This window comes from Pleurocapsa sp. PCC 7319 (genome assembly GCF_000332195.1).
Lineage (GTDB): Bacteria > Cyanobacteriota > Cyanobacteriia > Cyanobacteriales > Xenococcaceae > Waterburya.
In genome coordinates this window covers 1614843-1637570 of sequence record NZ_KB235922.1, presented here as the reverse complement: position 1 = coordinate 1637570, position 22728 = coordinate 1614843, and the positions used below count along the sequence as shown (strand labels likewise).

The following is a 22728-nucleotide window of genomic DNA, read 5'->3' as shown; positions in this document are numbered from 1 at the left end:
CTAGCAAGCTAAGCTTCATTGGTAAACCATCAGTATTTTATCCTAAAGTTTTCAGGTTAATTAAATAGTGTATATGTTTAAGCCCCTGTTAGCTATTTGGGCAAAATTAAATATTGCAAATTTTATGATTTGAATTTAATCCAATAGCAATATTTCAATCAAAAAAATATTTACTTGAGCTGCCATCAATTTTGTGGAATTAAATGTTATTTTAACATTTTTTTTGGGAACTCTTTAATTAATAGTCTTGTTATCTATGTTACGGAGAATATTTAAATTATGAGTAAAGTCTTAGTGGTCGATGATAGTCTAACTGACCGTCGAGTCACGACTACCTATCTTGAGCAAGCTGGCTTAAGTGTTCTAGATGTTGAAAGTGCCGAGGAAGCTCTAGAAAAATTATCACAGTATCAACCTAATCTAATTGTTTTAGATGTGGTCATGGGAGGGAAAAGTGGTTTTGAGCTATGTCGTACCTTAAAAGCAGATTTAGAGACGAAAAAAATTCCTGTTATCTTGTGTTCTTCTAAGTCTACCGAAGCGGACAAAATGTGGGGAGATGTGGTGGGTGCTGACGCTTATCTGGCTAAACCAGTAGATCGCGATGAATTAATTAATAAAGTGCAGCAACTTATTGCCAGTTAAAATTACCTACTAAATATAATGTTAAGCACATCTGCTAATTCTTTATCTCTGAATATTGCTACTAATTCTGATATTCAGTCTCACGCCAAACAAGTCCGCAAGTTTTTACAATTTCAGTTAGGGAGAAGTGAAAAAACACATAAGTCTGCGTTACAAGGTGATATCGCACTATTAGATGCAGAAATTGTCACAGAAGTAATTACGATTTCTGCTCGAGATATTTTACCTGTTCCTCAGATGTTTTATTGTGTCTTAGGAATTTATAGTTGGCGGAGTGAAATGCTCTGGATTGTAGACTTAGAAAATCTACTGGGATATCCACCTCCTATGTCCCATGGCGATACCAATCAAGATGTATTGGTGATGGTTATCCAAGTTCAAGGACAATCAATTGGATTAGTTGTTTCTAGTATTGACAATTTAATTGAACTTGATTTGGCTAAATTTAAACCTTCTTCTTCTGAAATATTTTCAGAGGATGTTTTGCCTTTTCTACATGGATATTTTACCAGTTCAGATAATGACATTATTATGCTCATTGATGCCGAAGAAATTTTTAACTTTTTCTCAATTAAGACCGAGTTTAATTATTCTCAGTAATACGTAATTTTATAGTCAAATTCAATAGTCCTCGTGACCAATTATTAGTACCAATAATTAGAAAATCAAGTAAAATATTATGGATTCAGCAAGTACTTATCAAGAACCACAGTTAACCAGTGCAACAGATGGCACAAATGGCTCAAAACCAGATATAGTTCAAAAAATCAAAAAAAGCTTATATAAGCAGGAACGCGATCGCCTGTGGAAAGTTATCAAACAGATTCGTCAATCCACAGAACAACAGGACTTTTTTAATAATGTTGTTAAAGTCGTTCAACAGGAGCTCAAAGCGGATCGTGTTTTAATCTATTCTTTTGCAGGAGAAAATACAGGTGAAATTGTTGCGGAGGCTTTAGTATCAGGTTGGACTCCTGCATTTGGGGAAACTATCGCTTGCAATTGTTTTGGAGCAGATCGAGCAGACGATTTTCTAACTCCAGGCTTTATTGCTATTGAAAATATTAACCAAGCAGAACTTACTCCTTATCAAAAACAGCTCTTGGAGAAATTCCAGGTACAAGCTTCATTGGCGTTCCCAATTGTGCTTGATTCTGTGTCCCCAAGGAGTAGAGGCTATGAACTCAATAAAGTGTGGGGACTGTTAATAGTTCAACAGTGTGACCAACCACGTCAATGGCAAGAAGATGAAATCAATTTGCTTTATCAATTGACACTAGAAATGACTCGTGTGTTGCAATCTCCCGTGCTTAGTTTCAAATCAAATAGAACCAAAGATTTGGTAACTTCAATGGGGCAGGAAATGCACCAGCAGATACAGTCAATGCTGCCAGGAATTCGTCATCATCTTAAAGCAGATCGAGCCTGGGTTTATGGATTTAACCCCGATGGTAGCGGAACCGTGATCGCTGAGTCCGTAGATTCTCAGTGGTCAGCAGCGAGTTCGGCTTTTGATTATGACGGTTTTTTGACCGCAGAAAATTGTCAATCTCAATACGTAGTCAACGATATTTACGCTCAGGATTTTCCTCGTTGTTTAATCGCCGCTTTAGAAGCCATTGAAGCAAAAGCATATATTGCTATTCCCATTAAATCTGGGGAGCGATTATTAGGGATTTTAGCAGTGTTTCAAAACTCTGATAGACGTAACTGGCAAAAGTCTGAAGTTGAGTTGATGCACAAATATAGTGCTCTATTTAACTTGCCCATGCAGCAAATAAGTTTAATCCGTCACTCTCAGTTTCAAAATAGGCAGATTAAGCACTTTGCCCAGGGAGATCTAGTAAATATTTTTTGTTCCCAAGCAGAACAATCAATGGAACAAAAACTAGAACAAATACGCCAGTTTGTGAAAGCCGATCGGACTTTAGTATATGGTTTTAATCCTGATGGTAGTGGAGAAATTTTAGCTGAGTCCGCGGATTCTAAATGGGGGAAAGCGTCTACTTCTTTTGATAGTGACTGTTTTATCACCGCAGAAAACTGTCAACCCAAGTATGTTGTCAATGATATTTATAATCAGGGCTTTGCACCCTGTTTAATTGAGCAAATTGAAGGGCTAGAAGCCAAGGCGTATATTGTAGTTCCCATTAAAATGGGCGATCGCCTGTTAGGAATGTTAGGAGTTTATCAAAATTCTGGCTCTCGTAACTGGCAAGAATCAGAAGTTCAGCTAGTAGTCGAGTATGCACCTAAATTTAACCAACCTTTAGAGCAAACACGCTCCATACGTGAGCTAAAATTCCAAGCCCAGCAAGCAGAACAAATCTCTAACCAGGATTTTCTGACTTCTATCCGCCAGAATGCTCAAGAAACGATGCAAAGCTGGCTAGATAAAATTTGTCAGTCTATGAAACTAGATCGGGCAGCAGTGTTTGCCTTTAATCCAGACTGGAGTGGCAAAATTGTAGCTGAATCTATGAGGGGTAATTGGCAACCCGCAGGGTCGGTATTAGACTATGACTTTCATTTCAAGGGTGGAGAATTTGAGCCTTGTTATATTGCCAATGATGTCCAGTCTAAAGGATTAGCCCAGGCAGTACTGGAAAAATTCGAGGCAATGCAGGCTAGGGCTTATGTTGTTGTACCAATTCATTTCAATAATCAGCTTTTGGGAGTTTTAGGAGTTTACCAAAACACTGGACCCCGTAACTGGCAAGAGTCAGAAGTCGAACAGGTCAAAGAATTTGCCTCTCGTTTTATCATGCCTCTGCAACAAACTGCTTATATGCGTAACTCAGAATTCCAGAGTAAGCAGATGGAGCAGGCATTCAAAAGAGAGAAAAGTCTCTCGAAAATTCTGGAAAAAGTTCGTTTATCCAAAGATGAGCAAGCTGTCTGGCAAATTGCTACTGATGAAGGTCGTCGCATCTTAAATGTTGACCGTGTAGCTATCTATCGCTTTAATCCTGACTGGAGTGGGAATTTTATTGCCGAGTCTGCTGCCCCAGGGTGGTCAGATCTGACTAAAATAATTCCCTTTATTGAAGATACTTTTCTGCAAAATACCAAAGGTGGTCGTTACAAAAACGGTGAAACCTTTGCTGTAGAAGATATCTATTTACAGGGTCACAAGGAATGTCATATTGAACTGTTAGAACAAATGGAAGCTAGAGCCTATGCTCTCGCGCCCATCTTTATTGCGGACAGTGATATGTTTGGCAGCAAAAAGCTTTGGGGTTTAATAGGCTGCTATCAAAATACTGCTGCATATCGTTGGCAAGATTATGAAGTTGATACCTTAAGGCAAATTGGTTTGCAAGTTGGAGTTGCTATGCAGCAGATCAATTATATGACCAGGCTGGAAAAACAATCTGAATTAGAAAAAACCAGCAATAAAATTAGTGAGCAGATTCGTACCGCCAAAAATATTGATGAAGTTTTCAAGGTAACAACTCAAGAAGTTCGTCAAGCTCTAAAAGCTGATCGTACTGTAGTCTATCAGTTTAATCCTGATTGGAGTGGTCAAGTAGTAGCTGAATCAGTAGCTGGTGATTGGGTTTCACTGTTAATAGAACAAACTGAAGATGAAGTTCTTAGTGGCGATCGCACTCAAAGTAATCGCTGTATTCTCCGTAAATGGTCTACTGGGGATATTACTGAAACCGACACCTATTTGGAACGAACTCAAGGTGGCAAATATACCACTGAAGGTAAAAAATATACCGCTATAAATGATATTTACACTCAAAATTTCCCTCCTTGCTATATCAAGTCATTAGAGAAATATCAAGCCAGAGCTTATATCATCGCTCCTATTTTTAGAGAAGACCAATTGTGGGGATTATTAGGAGTCTATCAAAATTCTGGTCCTCGTATGTGGGAAACAATAGAAGCGGATCAAATGGCACAGTTAGCCAATCAATTAGGAATCGCGATTCAGCAGCTTGACTATTATGAGCAATTACGGATTCAGTCAGAAAATCTGAGCCAAACTCTAGACCGAGAAAGAGCAGCTAAAGAAGATCTCCAAAAGCAAGCGGTTGAGATGCTCAGAACTGTTAGACCGGCATTTAGCGGAGACCTGACTGTTAGAGCTAATGTTACCGAAAACGAAATTGGGACAATTGCTGGAGCTTATAATACCACTCTCGATTCTTTAAAAGGAATTGTGGAGCAGGTACAGACAGCCGCTTTACAAGTAACTGAAACTACGGGTTCTAGTAGCAATGCCATCCAAGGTTTGTCTTTACAGTCTGAGAGACAGTTGCAGGAACTTCAGGAAGCATTAGACAGAGTCCAAGCGATGATCGATGCTTCCACCGTAACTACCGAAAACGCCCAAAAAGTGGAAGTTGCTATTGAACAGGCTAATCAAACAGTACAAGCCGGCGATAAGGCAATGAACAATACTGTAGATAGTATCGCTAGTATTCGGGAAACTGTTGCTGATGCCGGGAAACGAGTTAAACGTTTGAGTGATTCTTCCCAGAAAATTTCCAAGGTAGTCAGCCTAATCAGTAGTTTTGCTACTCAAACTAACCTTTTGGCATTAAATGCTGCTCTGGAGGCAACTCGTGCAGGAGAATACGGTAAAGGATTTGCGGTAGTAGCTGATGAAGTTCGCAATCTATCCTTGCAATCTACGGAAGCGACTACGGAGATTGAAAAACTCGTTAGGGAAATTCAAGAAGAAACACAAGAAGTAGCTGCTGCGATGGAAGCTGGTGTCGAGCAAGTTGCTGAAGGAACGAATCTGGTTAATGAAACCCGTGAAAGCTTAAACGAAATTGTTGCTGCCACGGCAGAAATCAAGGACTTGGTTCAAGGTATTACCAGTGCTGCCAATGTACAAACTCAAGAAGCGGCATCCGTAACTCTAGTGATGGGTCAAGTAGCGGAAATTGCTAATGAAACTTCTCAAGATTCGGGCAAAATTTCTGTTTCCTTCCAAGAGCTAGAGAAACTGGCACAAAATCTTCAAGCAAGCGTATCTCAGTTCAAAGTCAAGTAAGAGTCAGAAGTTCTAACCATTGAATTCTGAAGTAGAAATTATCTATTTCAGAATTCAGATTTTTTATTTTTAAACAGCAATTATATTTAAGAGAATTATTCGACGATGATTACCGACCCCAGTATTCGCGACCAAGCCTATCAATACTTTTTGGAAGAAGCTCCCGAATTATTAGAAACTATAGAACAAGAATTATTTGCCATCAATGATGGTGAGATTGAACTAAGCGATCGCCCTCTAAGAGTGAACAAGCTGATGCGAGCGACCCATACTCTTAAGGGAGGAGCAGCTAACGTGGGGTTGGAAACGATCAAAACCGTCGCTCATTCTATGGAGGATGTATTTAAGGCTCTCTATAATCCTGAGTTAGAAATTGATATTCAAACCAAAAAACTTCTCTATGCTAGTTACGATTGTCTCAGGATTCCCCTAACTGCTGAATTTAGTAAAGCTCCGATTGATCGAGAAGAAATTCTTAATCGGGCTGCTGGTATATTTGCCGAATTGACGGAAATCTTTGGCGACTATCTCAGCGATCAAGATGCTTTCCCTACTTCTGAAGAATTAGGCTTAGATGTAGTTGAATCTTTCTTTGAATCTGTAGTTCCCGAAAGAATTGAGGAATTATCAACAGCTTTAGCCGAAGGTGATAATGCCAATATGGCTGAGGTGTTACAGTCTCAAGCCGAAATATTTTTGGGTCTATCACAATCTCTTAATTTATCTGGTTTAGGAGAAATCGCCCAAACCATTTTAACTGCCTTAGAAGTCAATCCCGATCTGGTTAAGGAAATTACCCAAGCAGCGATCGCCAATTTTCAGCAGGCACAACAGCAGGTCATGGCAGGCGATCGTGATCGAGGAGGAGAACCTTCTGTGGAATTGCAGCAATTTACTGGAGCTTTAGGCGTTGGTAATCCTCTAGAGGTCGTAGCAGAAAATAATCAACTGGATTCAGAAGAATCAGCAGCAGTTCTAGATTCTGATTTAGCGGCAGAAGATTCAATATTTTCTATGCCCATGGAAGTCATTGAGGATGCAGAAGAACAAGAAGAAGCTGCTGATATTTTTGCTTCTGAGTCTTTAGCAGAGGAATTTACAGATGCTCCCGAATCTGAGTCTATGGAGTTTGATAATAATCAAGATTCGGGAGAATTAATGACCCAAATTTGGGGCGAAGAACCGGTAGAGTCTCTTGCTGAACAGGAAGTCGAATCAACTCCAGAAACTGATGAACCATCAGAGGTTTCTCTTGTTCCCACAATTCCCTCACAAGCAATCAAACCTAAGGTTACACTTCCCCAAGAGATATCTACTAGAGATGTCAGAAAGTCACGATTTAGCTCCCCATCGAAACAAAGCAACAGTAAAAAAACTGCTCAAACTAACGTTAATCAGACAGTAAGAGTTAATTTAGAATCTCTGGAAAAATTAAACGATTTAGTAGGAGAATTATTAATTAATCAAAATAAAAATATTTTAAAAGATGAGCAAATTGGCGGGTTTGTGCAACAATTACTAGACAAAATTAGCTACAGTGAGCAAATAGTTAATGAACTGATTGAAGTTGTGGATGAAGTTTGTCTTTCGCCTCAACAACAGCAACTATTACAAGATTTACCAGCCAAACTGCAAAATATCACCCAAACTCAACCTAAAATTTACAAATCTGTCTTACCTTCTTCAGCTTTACAAAGTCCCGAAGCCAGACTAAATCAGCTTTTGGAGTTAGCCTCTACTAGTAATTCTGAACTGGTAAACATTGCCGATAGAATTAAAAATCAAAATAAACAGGCACAACGAGATACACAAAAACAACAGCGAATGTTGTTAAACATGAGGGATGAACTGATTGACACCAGAATGTCTCCAATTGGCAGACTGTTCAATCGTTTTCCTCGTTTACTTAAACAGCTTTCTGTAACTCACGATAAAAAAGCTGAACTCAATATTACTGGTAGTCATATTCTGATTGATAAAACGATTGAAGAGAAACTATACGATCCCTTATTGCATTTAGTACGAAATTCCTTTGACCACGGTTTAGAAAAGCCTGAAGAAAGACTTCAGACGGGTAAACCAGAAACAGGAACAGTTTTTCTGCGGGCGTATTATCAGGGCAGCCAAACTGTAATTGAAGTGGGAGATGATGGTAAAGGAATTAATATTGAAAAAATTAAACAAAGTGGGATTGAAAAAAAATTAATTACACCTCAACAAGCAGAGCGTATTCCCCCATCCCAACTGCTAGAACTTTTATTTGAACCAGGATTTTCTACTGCTGATAAAATCAGCGACTTGTCTGGTAGAGGAGTGGGAATGGACGTAGTGCGATCGCAAATCGAAGAAATGAATGGCACAATTTCGATTGAATCTACTCCAGGCAAAGGGACAACTTTTGCTCTGCAAATTCCTCTTACTTTGACCATTGCTAAGCTAATGCTCACCAAAGCGGCAGGAATGACTTACGCCATTTTAATTGATGCGATCGAAAGAATAATCATGCCAACTTCTAAAGAGGTGCAAATTTTTGAGGGGCAAAAGGTTTTACATTGGCAAACTCAAGATGATGTGGACATGATTCCTGTCAGACAGCTATCTAGCATGATTGAATACCCTCGCACTATACCTCAATTAAAGACCTCAGAATCTAGCCTGAACAATCCCATTTTGCTGTTGCGTCGTCAAGACAGTTTTGTAGGTTTAGAGGTAGATCAAGTTTTGGGAGAGCAAGAACTAGTTATTAGACCTCTTGGAAGCGCAATTATCCCCCCGAGATATGTTTATGGTAGTAGCGTTCTTAAAGATAGTAGTCTGACTTTGGTCATCGATGGCGCAGTCTTACTTAAAGATGCTCAATATCGTAGCAATACTATGAGTCAACGTGCCTTTTTAGGCGGTACTAGCCTCCAAGCTTTACCTAGCTCTGATACTTTAGATTTACAACAATTACCTCCTGCAACATCTCTAATCCCTCAAACTCTGCTAGTGGTTGATGATTCCAATAGTCTGAGAAGAACGATTGCCATGTCGTTAGAAAAAGTTAGTCAAAACGTACTTCAAGCCGACAATGGAATTAATGCTCTGACTGAACTTAAAAAATCTGGAACAGTTGAATTAGTAGTTTGTGATCTGGAAATGCCATTAATGAATGGTTTTCAGTTTTTAAAAGCAGTAAAAAATGATCCTGAATATAGTAATTTGCCGATTCTTATTCTGACCTCTCGTGATAGTGATAAACATCGTAAATTAGCCCTAGAACTTGGTGCAGCTGCCTACCTAGTAAAACCTTGTCCCGAACAAGAACTAATTAGCACTATCAATCAAGTTATGAATTCTATGAGATAAACCGGAGTTCGATCAAGCTAAAAACATAGTTAGAGGAAGAAATCATAACTCCGAATTCCGAATTCCAAATTCTGAACTCATGTAGATAACTACGTCTCCAAAGAGTTTAATCAGAAATATATAAAATTTACTTATGTATCTTTTTGAACAGTATTCCCAAGCTTTTCCACAATTTAGAGTTAGTTTTCCCCAGAAATATATTATTTATTTATAATTGCCCATTGAAATCTCGTTTTACCTGCGTAATACTACGGAGTTCAAAATAACTATCAAAAAAAAATTATCCACAGTGAGAACCGATTGGAAAATCAAAACTTCATTTAGAAAAAACCTTGGTACAGTTAATTATTAAGTTAACAAATTATTCTTAATTTAATATGGAATCTGAGAAAAAGAGAGTTGTACTGAGCGTTGAAGTAAATGAAAAAATTTATAGCTGTATGCAGCACTTCTTGAATTCTAATCCTCAATGGAATAGAAAAATGTTAATTGATGCCAGTATGTCCTTGTTTCTAATGCAAAACCATAAAGAAATTAAACCAACTGATTACCAAGCTTGTTCTCAGAATTATCTACATTCGGTATGTGCTATTCCTGTTAAATATTCTCAAAATTAGCTTTAATCATATTGAGTAAACTAGGTAAATTTTAAAAGGACAAGAAGAGAAGTTATCTATCTTGATCTCTAAAAAACATTCTCTTGATGCAAGATAAAATTTAAGATCAATTAATCTTGTGTTTGAATAAAGAACTGCTATTAGTTATAAGAATAAACCTTCGGAAACAAATATCTTCTCAAGGTTTATTTTTGGTTCTTGCTTTTCTTATATTCGCTCGATTTTCAGCAAAACAATTCAAATATTTGACATACGATATATAGCCGTACAAAGTTGTATTAGGACAAGTTCATTTGATTGCTCGTAAGTAATGAGTAACGAGTAACGAGTAATGAGTGTCCTAATAAAAGTTCGTATTGCTATATATGAAATGCTACTAGATAAAAGATAAATAGAAGATACATTGATGTAGTTATACTCTACCACTCTAAAGGAATCGTAAAATTGGCACTCTTCTCAAGGCGATCGCTACACAAATTAAGGATTTTACACCTAAATAGCCAAATATATTTTATTTATGAATCAGATTTTGTGACCATTGACCACCTTCACCAATGGCTTATAAATGTCTAATTCTAAATATTGATTCTATTTATTCCTTAAATTTCTTGCTTTCTTTACAGGCAACTATTCTATTGAATTTCAGATTAATAGCAATAGTTGTCTTTGTGATTATGGTCACAACTTTATAACGACTTAACTCACAGATGCATTTATGAAGCAGAGATAAAGTAGATTTCTTGGAAGATAAAGAATATGTAAAGCAATTCAAATTTTTAGATATTTATTTTTCTCCAAATAAACTACTTAATTTTTCAACTAGTAAGAATATCTACAAACAATATGTTAGTTAACTCAGATACATTTAATCTTGAGCCAGTTATTACTGATGATTGGGGTGGTAGTCATCGATTTTTACTAAATGTAGAAGCACTTTCTGATATTTCCAATTGGAGTTTAGAAGTCTCAGTTCCTAATGATTACATATTAGACCAAATTTATGGAGCTGAATCGTTTCAAGAAAATGGTAAAACTTTTATTTCAGGAGTTGAATGGAATCAAGATTTAAATCAAGGAGAACAAACTGAAATTGTTTTTATTGTTGATGAAGGCGACAGTAGCAATCTGGAGCCAATTCCACTCCAATTTAATTTTGCTGATTCAGTTAATAATTCTGTTAGTCCAGAAGTAGACAACGACGATCTTACTCCTACTCCACAGCAATCTGATTCTAATGATTCAGATAATAATTCTAATAGTCTAGAAGTAGGAGATGAAGCTAACTCCGAGACCCTTAGTCTGACATCGATAATTACTGATGATTGGGGCGGTAGCCACCGAGTTGCCTTAACTGTAGAAGCACTTTCTGATGTTTCCAATTGGAGTGTTGAAGTCTCAGTTCCTGATGATTATGTACTAGACCAAATTTATCGAGCCGAATTATTTCAAGAAAATGGTAAAACTTTTATCTCTGGAGAGGATTGGAATCAGGATTTAGATCAAGGAGAACAAACCGAAATTATTTTTATTGTTCTTGAAGGCGACAGCAGTGATTTAGCTCCTATCCCGCTAGAGTTTAATTTACCTGGTAATATGAGTGAGTCTGATAGTCCAGGAACTGACAGCAATGATTTGGCTCCTACACCTCCAGTTAGTTCTCCTGAAGTAGTTAATAATTCTGGTAGTCAAGATGTCAACAACGATAATAACGGTTATGTTGCCCAGCCTGATAGTGATGATAATAGAATTATCAATGTAGACAGTGACTATGGTGGTGATTTAGAAAGTGCGATCGCCGCCGCCGCCAGTGGTGATGTAATTTTATTGGGTGCAAATATATACTTTACTGATGGAATTACAATCAGTGAAGATATTACCATTGATGGTCAAGAAGGTTCTGTAATCAACGGAAACGGAACTTCTGAATCAATTATATATTTGAATTCAGGAGCATCAGGAACAACGATCCAAGATGTAGAAATAACCAATGGTAATAACGGCATCTATGGTAGTAGGGCAGCTAATTTAACTTTACGTAATTTATTCGTTAATAATATTGGAATTACGGAAACAATTAGAGACGGAATCAACAACTCTGGAATAGCCTTAGATCATGCAGATGGACTGCAATTATCTGATTCGGTGATTCGTAATGTGGGCAGAAAGGGTGTAGGTGTTGGAGATACAGACGGCGCAGTAATTGATAATGTTGAAATTCAAAATGTAAATCTGGCAGCAGAACATTCCCTAATCCATGATGCTGCTGGCATTAAATTTTTTAACACTAACGATATCGTGCTAAAAAATAGCTACTTCTCTGATATCAATGCCATCAATATCTGGCCCGATACTGCTAATGCCACCACAATTGATAATAATGTTCTTGTGGGTGTAGGAGAAGACTTTTTACTACCTGATTTTAATCAAAGTTCCAATAGATCGGGAATCTATAATGAAAAAAGCTCTAACTCCTTAGTTCAGAACAATACAGCTAATACAGCTAATGATGATTTTGTAGCGTTTAGATCGACAGAATTTAGTACTGAAACTTTGACTCTTGGTGAAAACGACTTCTCCAGTATCGAATTAGGTACTACAGATTATTGGGTAGATGAATCAGCAGAGAAGCTGATTGCACTGACTGAAGATCCAGATGAAGCAAACTTTGATCTAATTGCTGATGCATATTTAGCTCAAGCTAATATTGGTGTTTAGTATTTAATATCTAAGCAACTGGGAGTAACTATTAATCTATATGACTGCGTTTGTTATCTTGAGACGACTAGGAAGTAAACTAAAATTAAGAATAGTAAAGTTACTCAACAAAAACTATGTCTCCTACAAACAAAGCTAAGGATGTTCAAGTATTCCCCGTTGCTGCTGACACTCGTGTATTGCGATCGCGTACTTGGGATAGACTAAAGTTTGAAATTGAATATGCTCTGCAAAAAGGAACTACCGCTAATTCTTATTTAATTGAAGGAGATAAGACCGCTCTACTAGATCCACCTGGAGAATCTTTTACCACTATTTTTCTCGATGCTCTTCAAGAACGCATCGAACCCAACAAAATAGATTACATAATTTTGGGTCATATTAACCCTAATCGAGCCAGTACCCTCAAAGCTTTGTTAGCAATAGCACCTCAAATTACCATAGTTTGTTCTAATCCTGGAGCAATATCTCTGCGTAAAATTTTGTCGGAAACAGACTTGGAAATTAAGATTAAGGTGATTAAGAGCGAAGAAACCTTGGATTTAGGTCAAGGTCATATTTTAGAATTTATCCCCACCCAAAATCCTCGCTACCCCGATCATCTTTGCACCTATGATCGCCAGACAGAGGTTCTCTTTACTGATAAGCTATTCGGTTCTCATGTATGTGGCGATCGCGTTTTTGATGAGGGTTGGACAACTGATATTGAAGATCGTCGCTACTATTTTGATTGTTTGATGGCTCCCCATGCCCGTCAAATAATCGCTAGCTTAGATAAATTCGCAAATAAGCCGGTCAAAATCTACGCTACAGGACATGGTTCACTGGTAAAATACAGCATTCGAGAATTAACTGCTGATTATCGTACCTGGGCTCAAAACCAAAGCGATCGCGATTTGAGTGTAGCTTTAATATATGCGTCTGCATATGGTAACACTGCTACTGTTGCCCAGGCGATCGCTAGGGGAATTACCAAATCTGGAGTAGCCGTAGAGTCAATTAATGCTGAGTCGGCGAAATCTGAAGATATTAAATCTGCCGTCACAAAATCTGCAGGCTTTATTATGGGCTCACCGACCCTAGGAGGACATGCTCCCACTCAAATTCAAGCAGCTTTGGGTACTGTGTTAGCTAATGCTGAAAAAACTCAGTTAGCAGGAGCATTTGGTTCTTATGGCTGGAGTGGAGAAGCAGTTGACTTACTGGAAAACAAATTCCGCAACGCGGGCTATAAATTTGGCTTTGACCCTATTAGAGTTAAATTTACTCCTACCGACGCAGTGCTAAAAACCTGTGAGGAAGCAGGAACAGATTTTGCTCAAGCATTGAAAAAAGCTAAGCGTCAGCGCAAAAAAGTCAGACAAGCTCAAGGAATTGCTTCTGACCTTGATCGCACAGAACAGGCTGTAGGTAGACTTGTAGGCTCATTATGTATAGTTACCACCAAAAAAGACGAATTATCAGGAGCAATGTTAGCTTCTTGGGTATCTCAAGCGACCTTCAACCCTCCTGGTTTAACTGTAGCTGTAGCTAAAGAAAGAGCGATCGAATCTTTACTCTATACAGGAAATAGCTTTGTTCTCAATGTTCTTCCAGAAGGCAAACATATCCCTTTAATGAAGCATTTTCTCAAACCCTTTGCCCCAGGAGAAGATCGCTTTGAAGGAGTCGCTACAGAAGAGGCAACCAATGGCTGTCCAATTCTTACAGATGCTTTAGCCTATGTAGAATGTACCGTTAATAATCGCATGGAATGTGGCGATCACTGGTTACTATATGCAGTTGCTGAACAAGGACAAGTCTTCCAGTCTGAGGGGGTTACTGCAATTCATCACCGTAAGTCGGGAACACATTATTAGAAGGCAGAATTTTAAAAGTGTATTTTAGATAATGTTCTAGCTTTTATCTTTCATTCTTCCTCTCTGAAAACATATTCCTGCTGCGATCGCTTCAGCTAAAACACTAATCAACCGATAACAACCTACAGCGACGATCTGGGCAGGAAATTGAGCATTATCCAACAGACTATAAGCTGTAACTTCAAACACGCCTAGACCTCCAGGTGCGCCAGGTACAACCAAACCAAACAGCCAAGCAAAACTAAAAGCACTGATTAACTGAGGTATTTGTGACCAAGTCACTGATTGTAATGCCATGAAAGTGAAGATAAAACCCATACCTCGGAAGAACACAAATCCGATTTCACCCAGAAAAGGAAAAATTGGATATTTTTGTAACTCAATGGCTTGAGCCGCAGTACTATCAGCTTTGTTCTTGCTAAGGCTCAAACGGTGTAGTAAGGGATTAAGGATGCGGGGCTGTATGCCAAATAAAACTATAGTTAAGCTGATGATCTGCAACAAGACAATTCGATAATCAAAATCAGTTTCTAACCAACCTAATCCACTACTAACCAAGGCAATGAGTAATGCTGCTGCTGCCATTAATAATGGTTCTAATAAAACACTGAGTGTGGCTGCTCCCCTCGACCCTCCTTTGCGAGCTACCGCCGCTATTCTGCCATAAAAATGCCAGATATTGCCTGGAGAATACTTGGCGATGTTAGTTACTAAATATACTCTGATACCTTCTTTTACTCCCAAGGGTTGCTTAAAAATTGCTACAATCCATGTCCATACCCAGCCAGACCAGACATGAGCGGCAATTGTGACTATTAATGCCACTAATAGAAGTAAGCAACCTTGAGCATTGACTCTAATTGCTGCTACCTCTGCAAAGCGGTCCTTGATCGTTTTAATTAGAAAGAATAACGTTCCTCCCAAGATAAACCATCGTAGATAAGGTTTAATCTGAGCCAGAATTTGTTTCATTCAACCTAATACGTATTACTTAAATTAAATACCTAATTTGCGATCTACTCTCTCTAATGCCTTAATCACAGCTTCCCAATCTGGTTTTAGTTCAAAAGCTTTTTGATAATACTCTTTAGCTGTTGGATATTGCCTTAAATATTCAGCAACAGAGCCTTTTCCATACCAAGCATCATGATAATTCGGATTGATGGCCAAAGCACGATCATAAGATTCTTCAGCCTGAGAATATAATTGAATAGCTTTTTGGGCGTTACCTAACCCAATCAGTGCCGGAAGATAATCTTTTTTTACAGCTAATGCTTGCTCATAAGCTTCAATCGACTTTTGATATTCTTTCTGCTCATAATGAAGCTTACCAAGATTGTTCCAAGGAACAAAACTTCTACTAGAATCGAGCTCAATTGCTTTTTGAAAATCGACTTCTGCTAGCTCTGTTTTTCCGAGGCGGTTATAAGCTTCTCCGCGATTGTTCCATACCCATAGGTATTCAGGAGCAATCTCGATCGCTTGATCGTAAGCGGCGATCGCGGGTTCATATCTCTTCAAACTATATAATGTTAACGCCTTACAATTCCATAATTGATAACTCTGATAAAATCGTAAAGCAGTGGTACAGGTATCTAAAGCTGCTGCATAATTCCCCAATTGTCTTTGAGCTTTAGCTTTTTTCAACCAAACCTGTTCAAAATTTCTAACTTGTCCCTTAGTATTGGGTAATTTACTGAGTCCATTATTGTAATAATCAATTGCTTGTTGATATTGATTAGCCTCTAATTTAAGATCTCCTTTATAAAATTCCAAGATAGCAACTCTCTGCGCCCATTGAGTGAATCCAATCACAACACCACCAATCAAAATAGGTGGAATAATGAGATATTTATACCAGCCCCTAAATCGAGACTTATGTTTAGTTTTTTTGAGGTCTTTGATTACTTTATTAAGAGACTGATATCTCTGACTTTGATCCAAACAGATCATTTTATCTAAGATTTTGGCAAAGCCAGGACTAATCCTTGCTTTACGATGCCAGATAACTTCCCCTGTGCGAGTATTCTTTTCGAGATTTTGTGGCGAAGTACCAGTTAATACGTGAATTGCCGTCATTCCCAGAGCGTAAATATCGCTGGCATAAGTAGCTCTGCCCGCAATCTGTTCTGGGGGAATATAACCGATTTTGCTATCAACATGAAAGTTAATCGCTTCATTAATCAAACCAAAATTAATTAAGGTGATTTTGTGATCGCGACAACGTCTGACTAAACTAGATGGTTGAATATTTTTATGAATAATTTTCTGTTTATGAATTGGGTTTAAAGCTTCAGCAGTATCTATCAAAAGATCAATCACTTCTGCTTCAGACAGAATAAATTGGTCTTCAATGATCTGTAATAAATTTTTACCTGAAATATACTCTTGGACAATGTAGATCTTGGATTCATCAATAAAATATTCAATAACATCAGGAATTCTCTGACCATTATCAATCATTAATAGCCTGTTTAATCCTGTCATTATGTCATTGGCAGCGTCAGATAAAGATAAGGATTCTTCGCTTTGAGGTTCTAATATTTCTAAATAATACTTTTGTTTACTTTCTCCTTCGAGACTATTAATAACATAAGAAATAATTTCCTTGGTACCACCTAGATACTGCACTATATGATATTTATCAGCAATAGTTTTGCCAATCATCTCTAAAGGTCTTAAATCGCAAAGTACATCTTCCGCACTTCGATATCGTTCTGCTGTGTTCTTAGCAGTCATGCGATTAATAATATTCAGGAAAGCTTCACTGATTGCGATTTTTTTATTCCAAGCAATCATTTCACCAGATTCACTTTCTTCCCATTCCATTGGCGACCTGTTAGTCATGCCAAAAATAACAGTTTTTCCCAGAGCATAAATATCGCTGCTATAGACTGGTTTACCATTGTTTTGCTCAGGAGCCATATATCCTGGAGTACCAATGATTTGGGTTCGAACCTGTTGCTTACTGGCATCAAAAGCCATAGTGCCAATTTCTTTAACAGCACCAAAATCAATCAAAATCATTTTGCCGTCTTTCTGACGTCGAATTAAGTTAGACGGTTTAATGTCGCGGTGAATAATGCCCTGGGAATGAACTGATTTGAGCAATTCTAAAATATCAAATAGAAAATCAATTGCCTGGGCTTCATTTAAGACTTGTTGATGAACTTCTTGCTCAAATTCTTCTCCTTCAACAAATTCTAGAACCAAGTAAAACTGTTGATTCTCTTCAAAATGACCAATGAAGTTGGGAATTTGATCGTGTTTTCCCAACCATTGAAGTACCATGGCTTCTGTTGCCAAGCGTTCTTTGGCGCTGGCCCAAACTGACGAGCTGTTAAATCTTGGCTGAAGTTGCTTTACTGCGTACTTATCTTGGCTAATTGATTGCTGATCCAAGGCTAAATAAGTAGTGGCAAATCCTCCACTACCCAATTCTTTAACAATATAATATCTGTGATTAAGTATGTCTCCTGGTTTAAGAGCTTTGTAGCCATACTCAGTAGTACTTTCAGAGCAAGAATTTTCGGATTGAGAAATGGGAATGGTAAAGTCTGAGTCTGACATAACATATCTGGACACAAGATTTTTAAATTGTAGCGAACATTGATAAGGTATCGAGGTGACATTTAAAGTTACTTATATCGAGCTAGCATTTAAAGTTACTTAATATAGATGCTCTTAACCCGTAGATTGTAAACCTTATCTAGTCAGCACTCTAGTTATTTCGCCCCTATTGCATCTAACCCCGTAATAGTAGTATTGTTTGTTAATCAGACCAAGCAAAGCTTTGGGCTTAAAATAGGTTCCTAATTTATAATTTGAACTTTGCTTGTTTTTTACTTTAATCACAGTATTAATATTTTATTTAATAATATTGTTTAAATTTTGATAAATTATGAACTTTTTTCGCCAGTATATAGCTCCGCTGCTCGTAGTCACAATTTTTCTACTAGCTTTGTTAGCAGTAAGCGCACGTATCTTCTTGCCTTCAGATATGGCAGCTCCTGCTCCAGTCTCTCTTGATGATTTGGGTACAATCATACCTCAGATCACTACATTTATAACTTAGAAAATAGGGTGAATATAGTATTTTCGCTTCTTTGAGCTTATTTTTTCGTTTCTTGATAATTGAGCTAAGTGCATAAATTAGACATCATTAACATACTAGGTTAGTGAAGAGTTAAATATTTTCTGTAAAAATCTAGTTGATTATAAATGAGGTCTAAAAACTATGTTTAATCTTAAGCCAATTATCTGCCCCCTAAGTCTTGTTTCTGTAGTTGCTGTATTACCATTTTCACCAGGACTAACTTATTCAGCAAATGCCTGTGCAATTGTTGATGCTACAACTCAAGTGGCTCTTCATCAATCACCAACACCTGCCGATCAGCAAAATACTGTGAATACAGCTAGTGATGACAATTGTTTGGGTAATGCAGTGGTTGGTACAACTACTCAAGTGGGAGTTGGCCATGAATCTCAACAACAAATTAATCAAGGCGATTATTTTGTTGGCGGAGGAGATATTAATCAGTATGGTGTTACCAGCCCTTTGATTGAGGTTACTCCTGAAACTCAGATTGACATGCAAATTCCTGGCTATCAATATTAATAGAAATTTGATGATGGTTACTTGGTACAACCGTGGTCTTGCCCTGGGTAACTTAGGCAAACACGAAGAAGCGATCGCCTCCTACGATAAAGAATATCAAGAAATGGCAATAACTGACTCTGATTTCGATAATATTAGGAAAGATTCAAGATTTCAGGCTTTAATCGAGTAGATATGGTGCTTTGACAATTAAAAAGCGTATCCAGTTTATGATGGCTACTTATTTTCTAATTAACTACTACACAAGCTTCTGGGGTAGTTGTGTTTATTTTTACTTGTTGAAAGCTAGTACTAGTTAAAAGTTGGGTAATAGCATTTTCAGCCTTGGTGTTAGCAGCATTTAAAATACCTTCATTACAGGCAGTCTTAACAATTTCCGTTAGAGTTTTCCTTTGTGCCAAAGTTTGTAGCTGGGGGGCAACATCGGGACCAAGATTTAAAAAACCACGATCATAATCGTAGACGCGGGAACGATTTACATCTATTTTGCTATCGAGTATTTTGGCCGGGGGTAAATTGATTTCAATCTTATTATTACTAACTTTTATATCTTTAGCTTCTAGCTCGCTAAGATCGACTCCTGCTCTAATTTCTCCTCTAGCAATGTAGAGTAATCGGGTGGTAGCTAAAGAAATATCTCCTAATTTGCGATCGGCAGAGGTAGGAACAATAGTTTCCATCGTTTGGACAGTAGTAGTCAACTCCTGCATACTTTTAATACGCTGCACAATTAGAGTTTGATTCTCAATTTGGGGATTAATCGGCTGGGATTTAAATAAATTTTCTACAAAATCTATAGCGCGATCGCTTGTCCGCCAGATACCCAAAAAGATTAAGAGGATAATGATGCTAATACTTCCCGTACCCCAAAGAATAATTTGTTGCCAGATTGGCAGTAATGATTTTGATGTTTTCACGGCATAATTTAATTGTGAAAAGGCAAATAATTAATAAGAATAAAGAGAACACTTTTCTCTTTTCGTAGCATTCTTTAATCATATCGGCAATATTGTAGATATTCTCCATAAAAACCATCCGATTATTTATGGGACAGGGCATATTCCGTCGTTCAAGTTCACCTGACAAACCACATAAGGCTCATTATTACTCCAGTGGTAGCTCTTCATTCTACTGTCTCTTTTTAATGCCTTGCAAGAAATATAAGTATATTAAGTATTCAGGACTTAATTCAGATTATCTTAGAAAGAAGCAATATCGGATGATATCGAGAACATTGTTAGATATCACCTTAATTAATAGAGATTAATCTACATGAATGAACCGAACAGTGATGCAAGATATACGATGGGACGCAGTCAAGAGGAGACGGAGCGTTTGATTCAGCAGTCGCATCTATATGGAGACCTGACGCAGCGTTTTCTCAAGGAGGCTGGCATTATTAAAGGGATGAGGATCCTCGATGTTGGTAGTGGTGCTGGAGACGTAGCGCTAGCTGCGGCCGAATTAGTCGGTTCAGAAGGAGAAGTCGTAGGAGTGGATGTAAACGAAGAGATTTTCAATACTGGTCGAGAACGGGCAAAGCAATCTGGGTTTGAAAACATCACTTTCATTGAGGGGGACGCTCGAACTCTTGCCTTGGAGGGACAATTCGATGCTGTAGTTGGTCGACTTGTGCTTATGTATATGTCAGATCCTGCAGAAGCCCTCAGACAGCTCTCAACTCATCTACGCCCAGGAGGGATAGTGGCATTCCAGGAGCTAGACTTTACAGCATTGGCTCAGAATGTTCATCCGAATACGCCACTGATAAACACCCTGAACAAATGGTGTATCGATGTGTTTCAGCGTTCAGGAGCCCATATAGGAATGGGTCTCGATCTCTACAGTACTTTTGGGGATGCTGGTTTACCTGAGCCTTCCATATACCTGTCGGCACCAGCTGGCGGTCCCGAAATGTGGCTGGGTTATGAGTATATTACCAATAGTTTCCGAAGCATGCTACCTCTCATAGAAGATTATGGGATCGCCACGCCTGAAGAAGTTGATATTGAAACATTGACAGAACGACTTCGCAGAGAAGTGATTTTGTCAAAACGTCCGATAGTATTGCCACTACATGTAACAGCCTGGGCACAGCTTACAAACTAAGGACAGGCAATAGTCGAGGACAAGAGAATCCGACTACCAGCTAAAGGATGCAAGCTTACATACGATTAAACAAAGGACATCATATTTGAGTTCTAGAAGCTGCTCTTTTAGTAGCTAGAGAGATTAGATGGGTTAGATTGAGTCGATGCTCATAAGTTTGATCCTGCTTCTTCTTCAACTCTCTTGCGATATAGGATGTAAGGTGTTATCTCCCAGCTCCCGAACTTTGAATCTAACAGGCATCCGATCTTGGGGAAAAACTGTGAGATTCTGCCCTAGCTGTTCGAGTGACCTGCGCCCGTTGACAATTTCCCAATCAAAATAGCGAAGCAATAGTGCTAACATCACCGTTGCTTCTAGCATAGCTAGAGACTCTCCCAGGCAACGATGAGTCCCCGAACCAAAAACCAACATTGTTAAAGGTTGAGCATCTCTTTGCTGCTTTTTGAACCAGCGTTCTGGCAAAAAATCATCGGGCTGAGGATATTCTTGAGGATCTCGCCCCGCAGCTAATATTGACCAGTTAATAGATGTACCTTTAGGAATATTCACTCCTGCGATAACTGTATCTCGCGTAGTAATACATCCAGTTGAACCATTAGTTACTGGATAAAGGCGCATTGATTCTTTAATAATTCCTTGAAGATAAGTTAACTTCTTCAAGCTTTTAGAATTGATGCCGTCATCAAGTTGCCAAACTCGATCAACTTCCTGCTGCGCTAGTTGAAAAACTCTAGAATTAAGTCCTAATGCTCCTACCGTAAATGAAAGAGTATGGGCTGTGGTGTCAGTTCCAGCAAAAATCATCCCGATTGTTTCTGCGCACAACATCTGGTGATTATATTTCGGTTGCTTAGCCAATTGTACTAGAATTGATTTTTCAAACAGAGGGTTAACCTCTACTGAACTAAGCTGTTTGCGTCCAGTTATCTGTAAGGCTAAATCTACTCGTGGAGATACAAATTCTTGAAGAAAACGTTTTGCAGCCCAGTAACTTTGCTTAGACTTAGTTGGTATGTACTTTAACCATTTGTTTTCACCTGCTGCTTCAGCAGTAAACTGTCTGGTCAAAACAGACAAAGCCTCATATAATTTCTGTGGTTCAAGAGGGGGACCTTCATGAGTTAGACTCTTTTTATCTAGAGGAATACCCAGCATTAAACGGCAAATGAGCCTCATAGTAAGCTCAGCAAACAAAGGATCTACTTGGATTACTTTCTGCTCCTGAGTTGCACCTTGAAGTATCTCTATTACTTGCATACAGCTTTGGTAAACAAGCTCAAAGTAAGCAGAAAGATGACTAGAAGTAAAACTTTGGTTAAATGTTTGCCGTCTCCATTGCCACTCAGAACCTTCTTGTTGAATCAGTATAGGACCCCCAAATAGACTTCCCCAAAGTTCTCGTAGTTCAGGATCCCTAGCAAAGGCACCATCTTTCTGCCCATGAACAATAAGTTCCTCAATAATTCTGGGTTTGTTTAAGATCACAATGGGCTTGTTAAAAGCCCAGATAACATAGGTTGAGCCTAATTGCTTTGCCCAATTAAATAGCAATAAGAAATATTTGCTTGTCTTCGCTGCATCCATTAATTGTAGTGCATTACCTAATAACCAATGTCTCGGAGGAGAAGGAAGCACTCGCAAAGAGCTATATTTTTTCTGTTGCCACCATTGCCAACTAAATAATCCTATTACTGCTGCACTAGAAGTAATTATTGTTAAAGGTGTATCGCTAAAAATTGGCATAAAATCAAATCGGCTAGTTAAAAAAGTTTTTCAAAGATACTTTGATAATAAATGACT

The 22728-nt window shown here is 38.2% G+C and carries 15 protein-coding genes; 11 read left to right on the top strand and 4 right to left on the bottom strand.

What is annotated here, in order from left to right; translation table 11 throughout:
- The first annotated feature begins 279 nt into the window (after nucleotides 1-279).
- The 7 genes from PLEUR7319_RS0111370 (at nucleotide 280) to PLEUR7319_RS0111340 (ending at nucleotide 14198) form a co-directional block, all read left to right on the top strand.
- Nucleotides 280-645: a response regulator gene (locus PLEUR7319_RS0111370; protein WP_019505348.1), complete on the top strand. Its 366-nt coding sequence runs from the start codon at nucleotides 280-282 to the stop codon at nucleotides 643-645.
- Between the two features lie 18 nt (nucleotides 646-663).
- Entirely contained in the window at nucleotides 664-1245 is a 582-nt protein-coding gene (locus PLEUR7319_RS0111365; RefSeq protein WP_019505347.1) for a chemotaxis protein CheW, read from the top strand.
- A gap of 79 nt (nucleotides 1246-1324) precedes the next feature.
- Nucleotides 1325-5659, top strand: coding sequence for a GAF domain-containing protein (locus PLEUR7319_RS34975; RefSeq protein ID WP_019505346.1), 4335 nt, complete (start codon nucleotides 1325-1327; stop codon nucleotides 5657-5659).
- Nucleotides 5660-5764: 105 nt separating this feature from the next.
- Nucleotides 5765-9007, top strand: coding sequence for a response regulator (locus PLEUR7319_RS0111355; protein WP_019505345.1), 3243 nt, complete (start codon nucleotides 5765-5767; stop codon nucleotides 9005-9007).
- Nucleotides 9008-9384: 377 nt separating this feature from the next.
- On the top strand, nucleotides 9385-9624 hold the full coding sequence (locus PLEUR7319_RS34970; protein WP_019505344.1) for a DUF2811 domain-containing protein: 240 nt from the start codon (nucleotides 9385-9387) through the stop codon (nucleotides 9622-9624).
- Nucleotides 9625-10467: 843 nt separating this feature from the next.
- Complete coding sequence (locus PLEUR7319_RS0111345; protein ID WP_019505343.1) at nucleotides 10468-12339, top strand: right-handed parallel beta-helix repeat-containing protein; 1872 nt, start codon at nucleotides 10468-10470, stop codon at nucleotides 12337-12339.
- Nucleotides 12340-12455: 116 nt separating this feature from the next.
- Nucleotides 12456-14198, top strand: coding sequence for a diflavin flavoprotein (locus PLEUR7319_RS0111340; RefSeq protein WP_019505342.1), 1743 nt, complete (start codon nucleotides 12456-12458; stop codon nucleotides 14196-14198).
- A 36-nt stretch (nucleotides 14199-14234) separates the two neighbouring features.
- Here PLEUR7319_RS0111340 and PLEUR7319_RS0111335 read toward each other — a convergent pair whose 3' ends face one another.
- Nucleotides 14235-15170: a lysylphosphatidylglycerol synthase domain-containing protein gene (locus PLEUR7319_RS0111335; protein WP_019505341.1), complete on the bottom strand. Its 936-nt coding sequence runs from the start codon at nucleotides 15168-15170 to the stop codon at nucleotides 14235-14237.
- Between the two features lie 24 nt (nucleotides 15171-15194).
- Nucleotides 15195-17768 carry a tetratricopeptide repeat protein gene (locus PLEUR7319_RS0111330; protein WP_019505340.1) on the bottom strand — a complete coding sequence of 858 codons (2574 nt, stop codon included), beginning with the start codon at nucleotides 17766-17768 and terminating at the stop codon, nucleotides 15195-15197.
- A 331-nt stretch (nucleotides 17769-18099) separates the two neighbouring features.
- On the opposite strand from PLEUR7319_RS0111330, the gene PLEUR7319_RS42610 reads away from it, so the two are divergent.
- The 3 genes from PLEUR7319_RS42610 (at nucleotide 18100) to PLEUR7319_RS40650 (ending at nucleotide 18988) form a co-directional block, all read left to right on the top strand.
- Complete coding sequence (locus PLEUR7319_RS42610) at nucleotides 18100-18273, top strand: hypothetical protein (protein WP_237743559.1); 174 nt, start codon at nucleotides 18100-18102, stop codon at nucleotides 18271-18273.
- A gap of 162 nt (nucleotides 18274-18435) precedes the next feature.
- Entirely contained in the window at nucleotides 18436-18816 is a 381-nt protein-coding gene (locus PLEUR7319_RS0111320; RefSeq protein WP_019505338.1) for a hypothetical protein, read from the top strand.
- Nucleotides 18817-18826: 10 nt separating this feature from the next.
- Nucleotides 18827-18988, top strand: coding sequence for a tetratricopeptide repeat protein (locus tag PLEUR7319_RS40650; RefSeq protein WP_019505337.1), 162 nt, complete (start codon nucleotides 18827-18829; stop codon nucleotides 18986-18988).
- 55 nt (nucleotides 18989-19043) lie between these two features.
- On the opposite strand, the gene PLEUR7319_RS0111310 is transcribed toward PLEUR7319_RS40650, so the two are convergent.
- On the bottom strand, nucleotides 19044-19733 hold the full coding sequence (locus tag PLEUR7319_RS0111310; RefSeq protein ID WP_019505336.1) for a DUF4230 domain-containing protein: 690 nt from the start codon (nucleotides 19731-19733) through the stop codon (nucleotides 19044-19046).
- A 355-nt stretch (nucleotides 19734-20088) separates the two neighbouring features.
- Between PLEUR7319_RS0111310 and PLEUR7319_RS0111305 the strand changes: the two genes are divergently transcribed.
- Nucleotides 20089-20925 (top strand): class I SAM-dependent methyltransferase, encoded by an 837-nt coding sequence (locus PLEUR7319_RS0111305; RefSeq protein WP_019505335.1) that lies wholly within the window; start codon nucleotides 20089-20091, stop codon nucleotides 20923-20925.
- Nucleotides 20926-21099: 174 nt separating this feature from the next.
- Here PLEUR7319_RS0111305 and PLEUR7319_RS34965 read toward each other — a convergent pair whose 3' ends face one another.
- Nucleotides 21100-22671, bottom strand: a complete 1572-nt coding sequence (locus PLEUR7319_RS34965; protein WP_019505334.1) for a cytochrome P450 — start codon at nucleotides 22669-22671, stop codon at nucleotides 21100-21102.
- Between the last annotated feature and the right edge of the window lie 57 nt (nucleotides 22672-22728).

Excerpts from the sequence above, each read along its gene's own strand:
- PLEUR7319_RS0111365 (WP_019505347.1), top strand. The coding sequence starts at position 664 with ATGTTAAGCACATCTGCTAATTCTTTATCTCTGAATATTGCTACTAAT.
- PLEUR7319_RS40650 (WP_019505337.1), top strand. The coding sequence starts at position 18,827 with ATGATGGTTACTTGGTACAACCGTGGTCTTGCCCTGGGTAACTTAGGC.
- PLEUR7319_RS42610 (WP_237743559.1), top strand. The coding sequence starts at position 18,100 with ATGAACTTTTTTCGCCAGTATATAGCTCCGCTGCTCGTAGTCACAATT.
- PLEUR7319_RS34975 (WP_019505346.1), top strand. The coding sequence starts at position 1,325 with ATGGATTCAGCAAGTACTTATCAAGAACCACAGTTAACCAGTGCAACA.
- PLEUR7319_RS34970 (WP_019505344.1), top strand. The coding sequence starts at position 9,385 with ATGGAATCTGAGAAAAAGAGAGTTGTACTGAGCGTTGAAGTAAATGAA.
- PLEUR7319_RS34965 (WP_019505334.1), bottom strand. The coding sequence starts at position 22,671 with ATGCCAATTTTTAGCGATACACCTTTAACAATAATTACTTCTAGTGCA.
- PLEUR7319_RS0111335 (WP_019505341.1), bottom strand. The coding sequence starts at position 15,170 with ATGAAACAAATTCTGGCTCAGATTAAACCTTATCTACGATGGTTTATC.
- PLEUR7319_RS0111340 (WP_019505342.1), top strand. The coding sequence starts at position 12,456 with ATGTCTCCTACAAACAAAGCTAAGGATGTTCAAGTATTCCCCGTTGCT.
- PLEUR7319_RS0111305 (WP_019505335.1), top strand. The coding sequence starts at position 20,089 with ATGAATGAACCGAACAGTGATGCAAGATATACGATGGGACGCAGTCAA.
- PLEUR7319_RS0111370 (WP_019505348.1), top strand. The coding sequence starts at position 280 with ATGAGTAAAGTCTTAGTGGTCGATGATAGTCTAACTGACCGTCGAGTC.
- PLEUR7319_RS0111330 (WP_019505340.1), bottom strand. The coding sequence starts at position 17,768 with ATGTCAGACTCAGACTTTACCATTCCCATTTCTCAATCCGAAAATTCT.
- PLEUR7319_RS0111355 (WP_019505345.1), top strand. The coding sequence starts at position 5,765 with ATGATTACCGACCCCAGTATTCGCGACCAAGCCTATCAATACTTTTTG.
- PLEUR7319_RS0111320 (WP_019505338.1), top strand. The coding sequence starts at position 18,436 with ATGTTTAATCTTAAGCCAATTATCTGCCCCCTAAGTCTTGTTTCTGTA.
- PLEUR7319_RS0111345 (WP_019505343.1), top strand. The coding sequence starts at position 10,468 with ATGTTAGTTAACTCAGATACATTTAATCTTGAGCCAGTTATTACTGAT.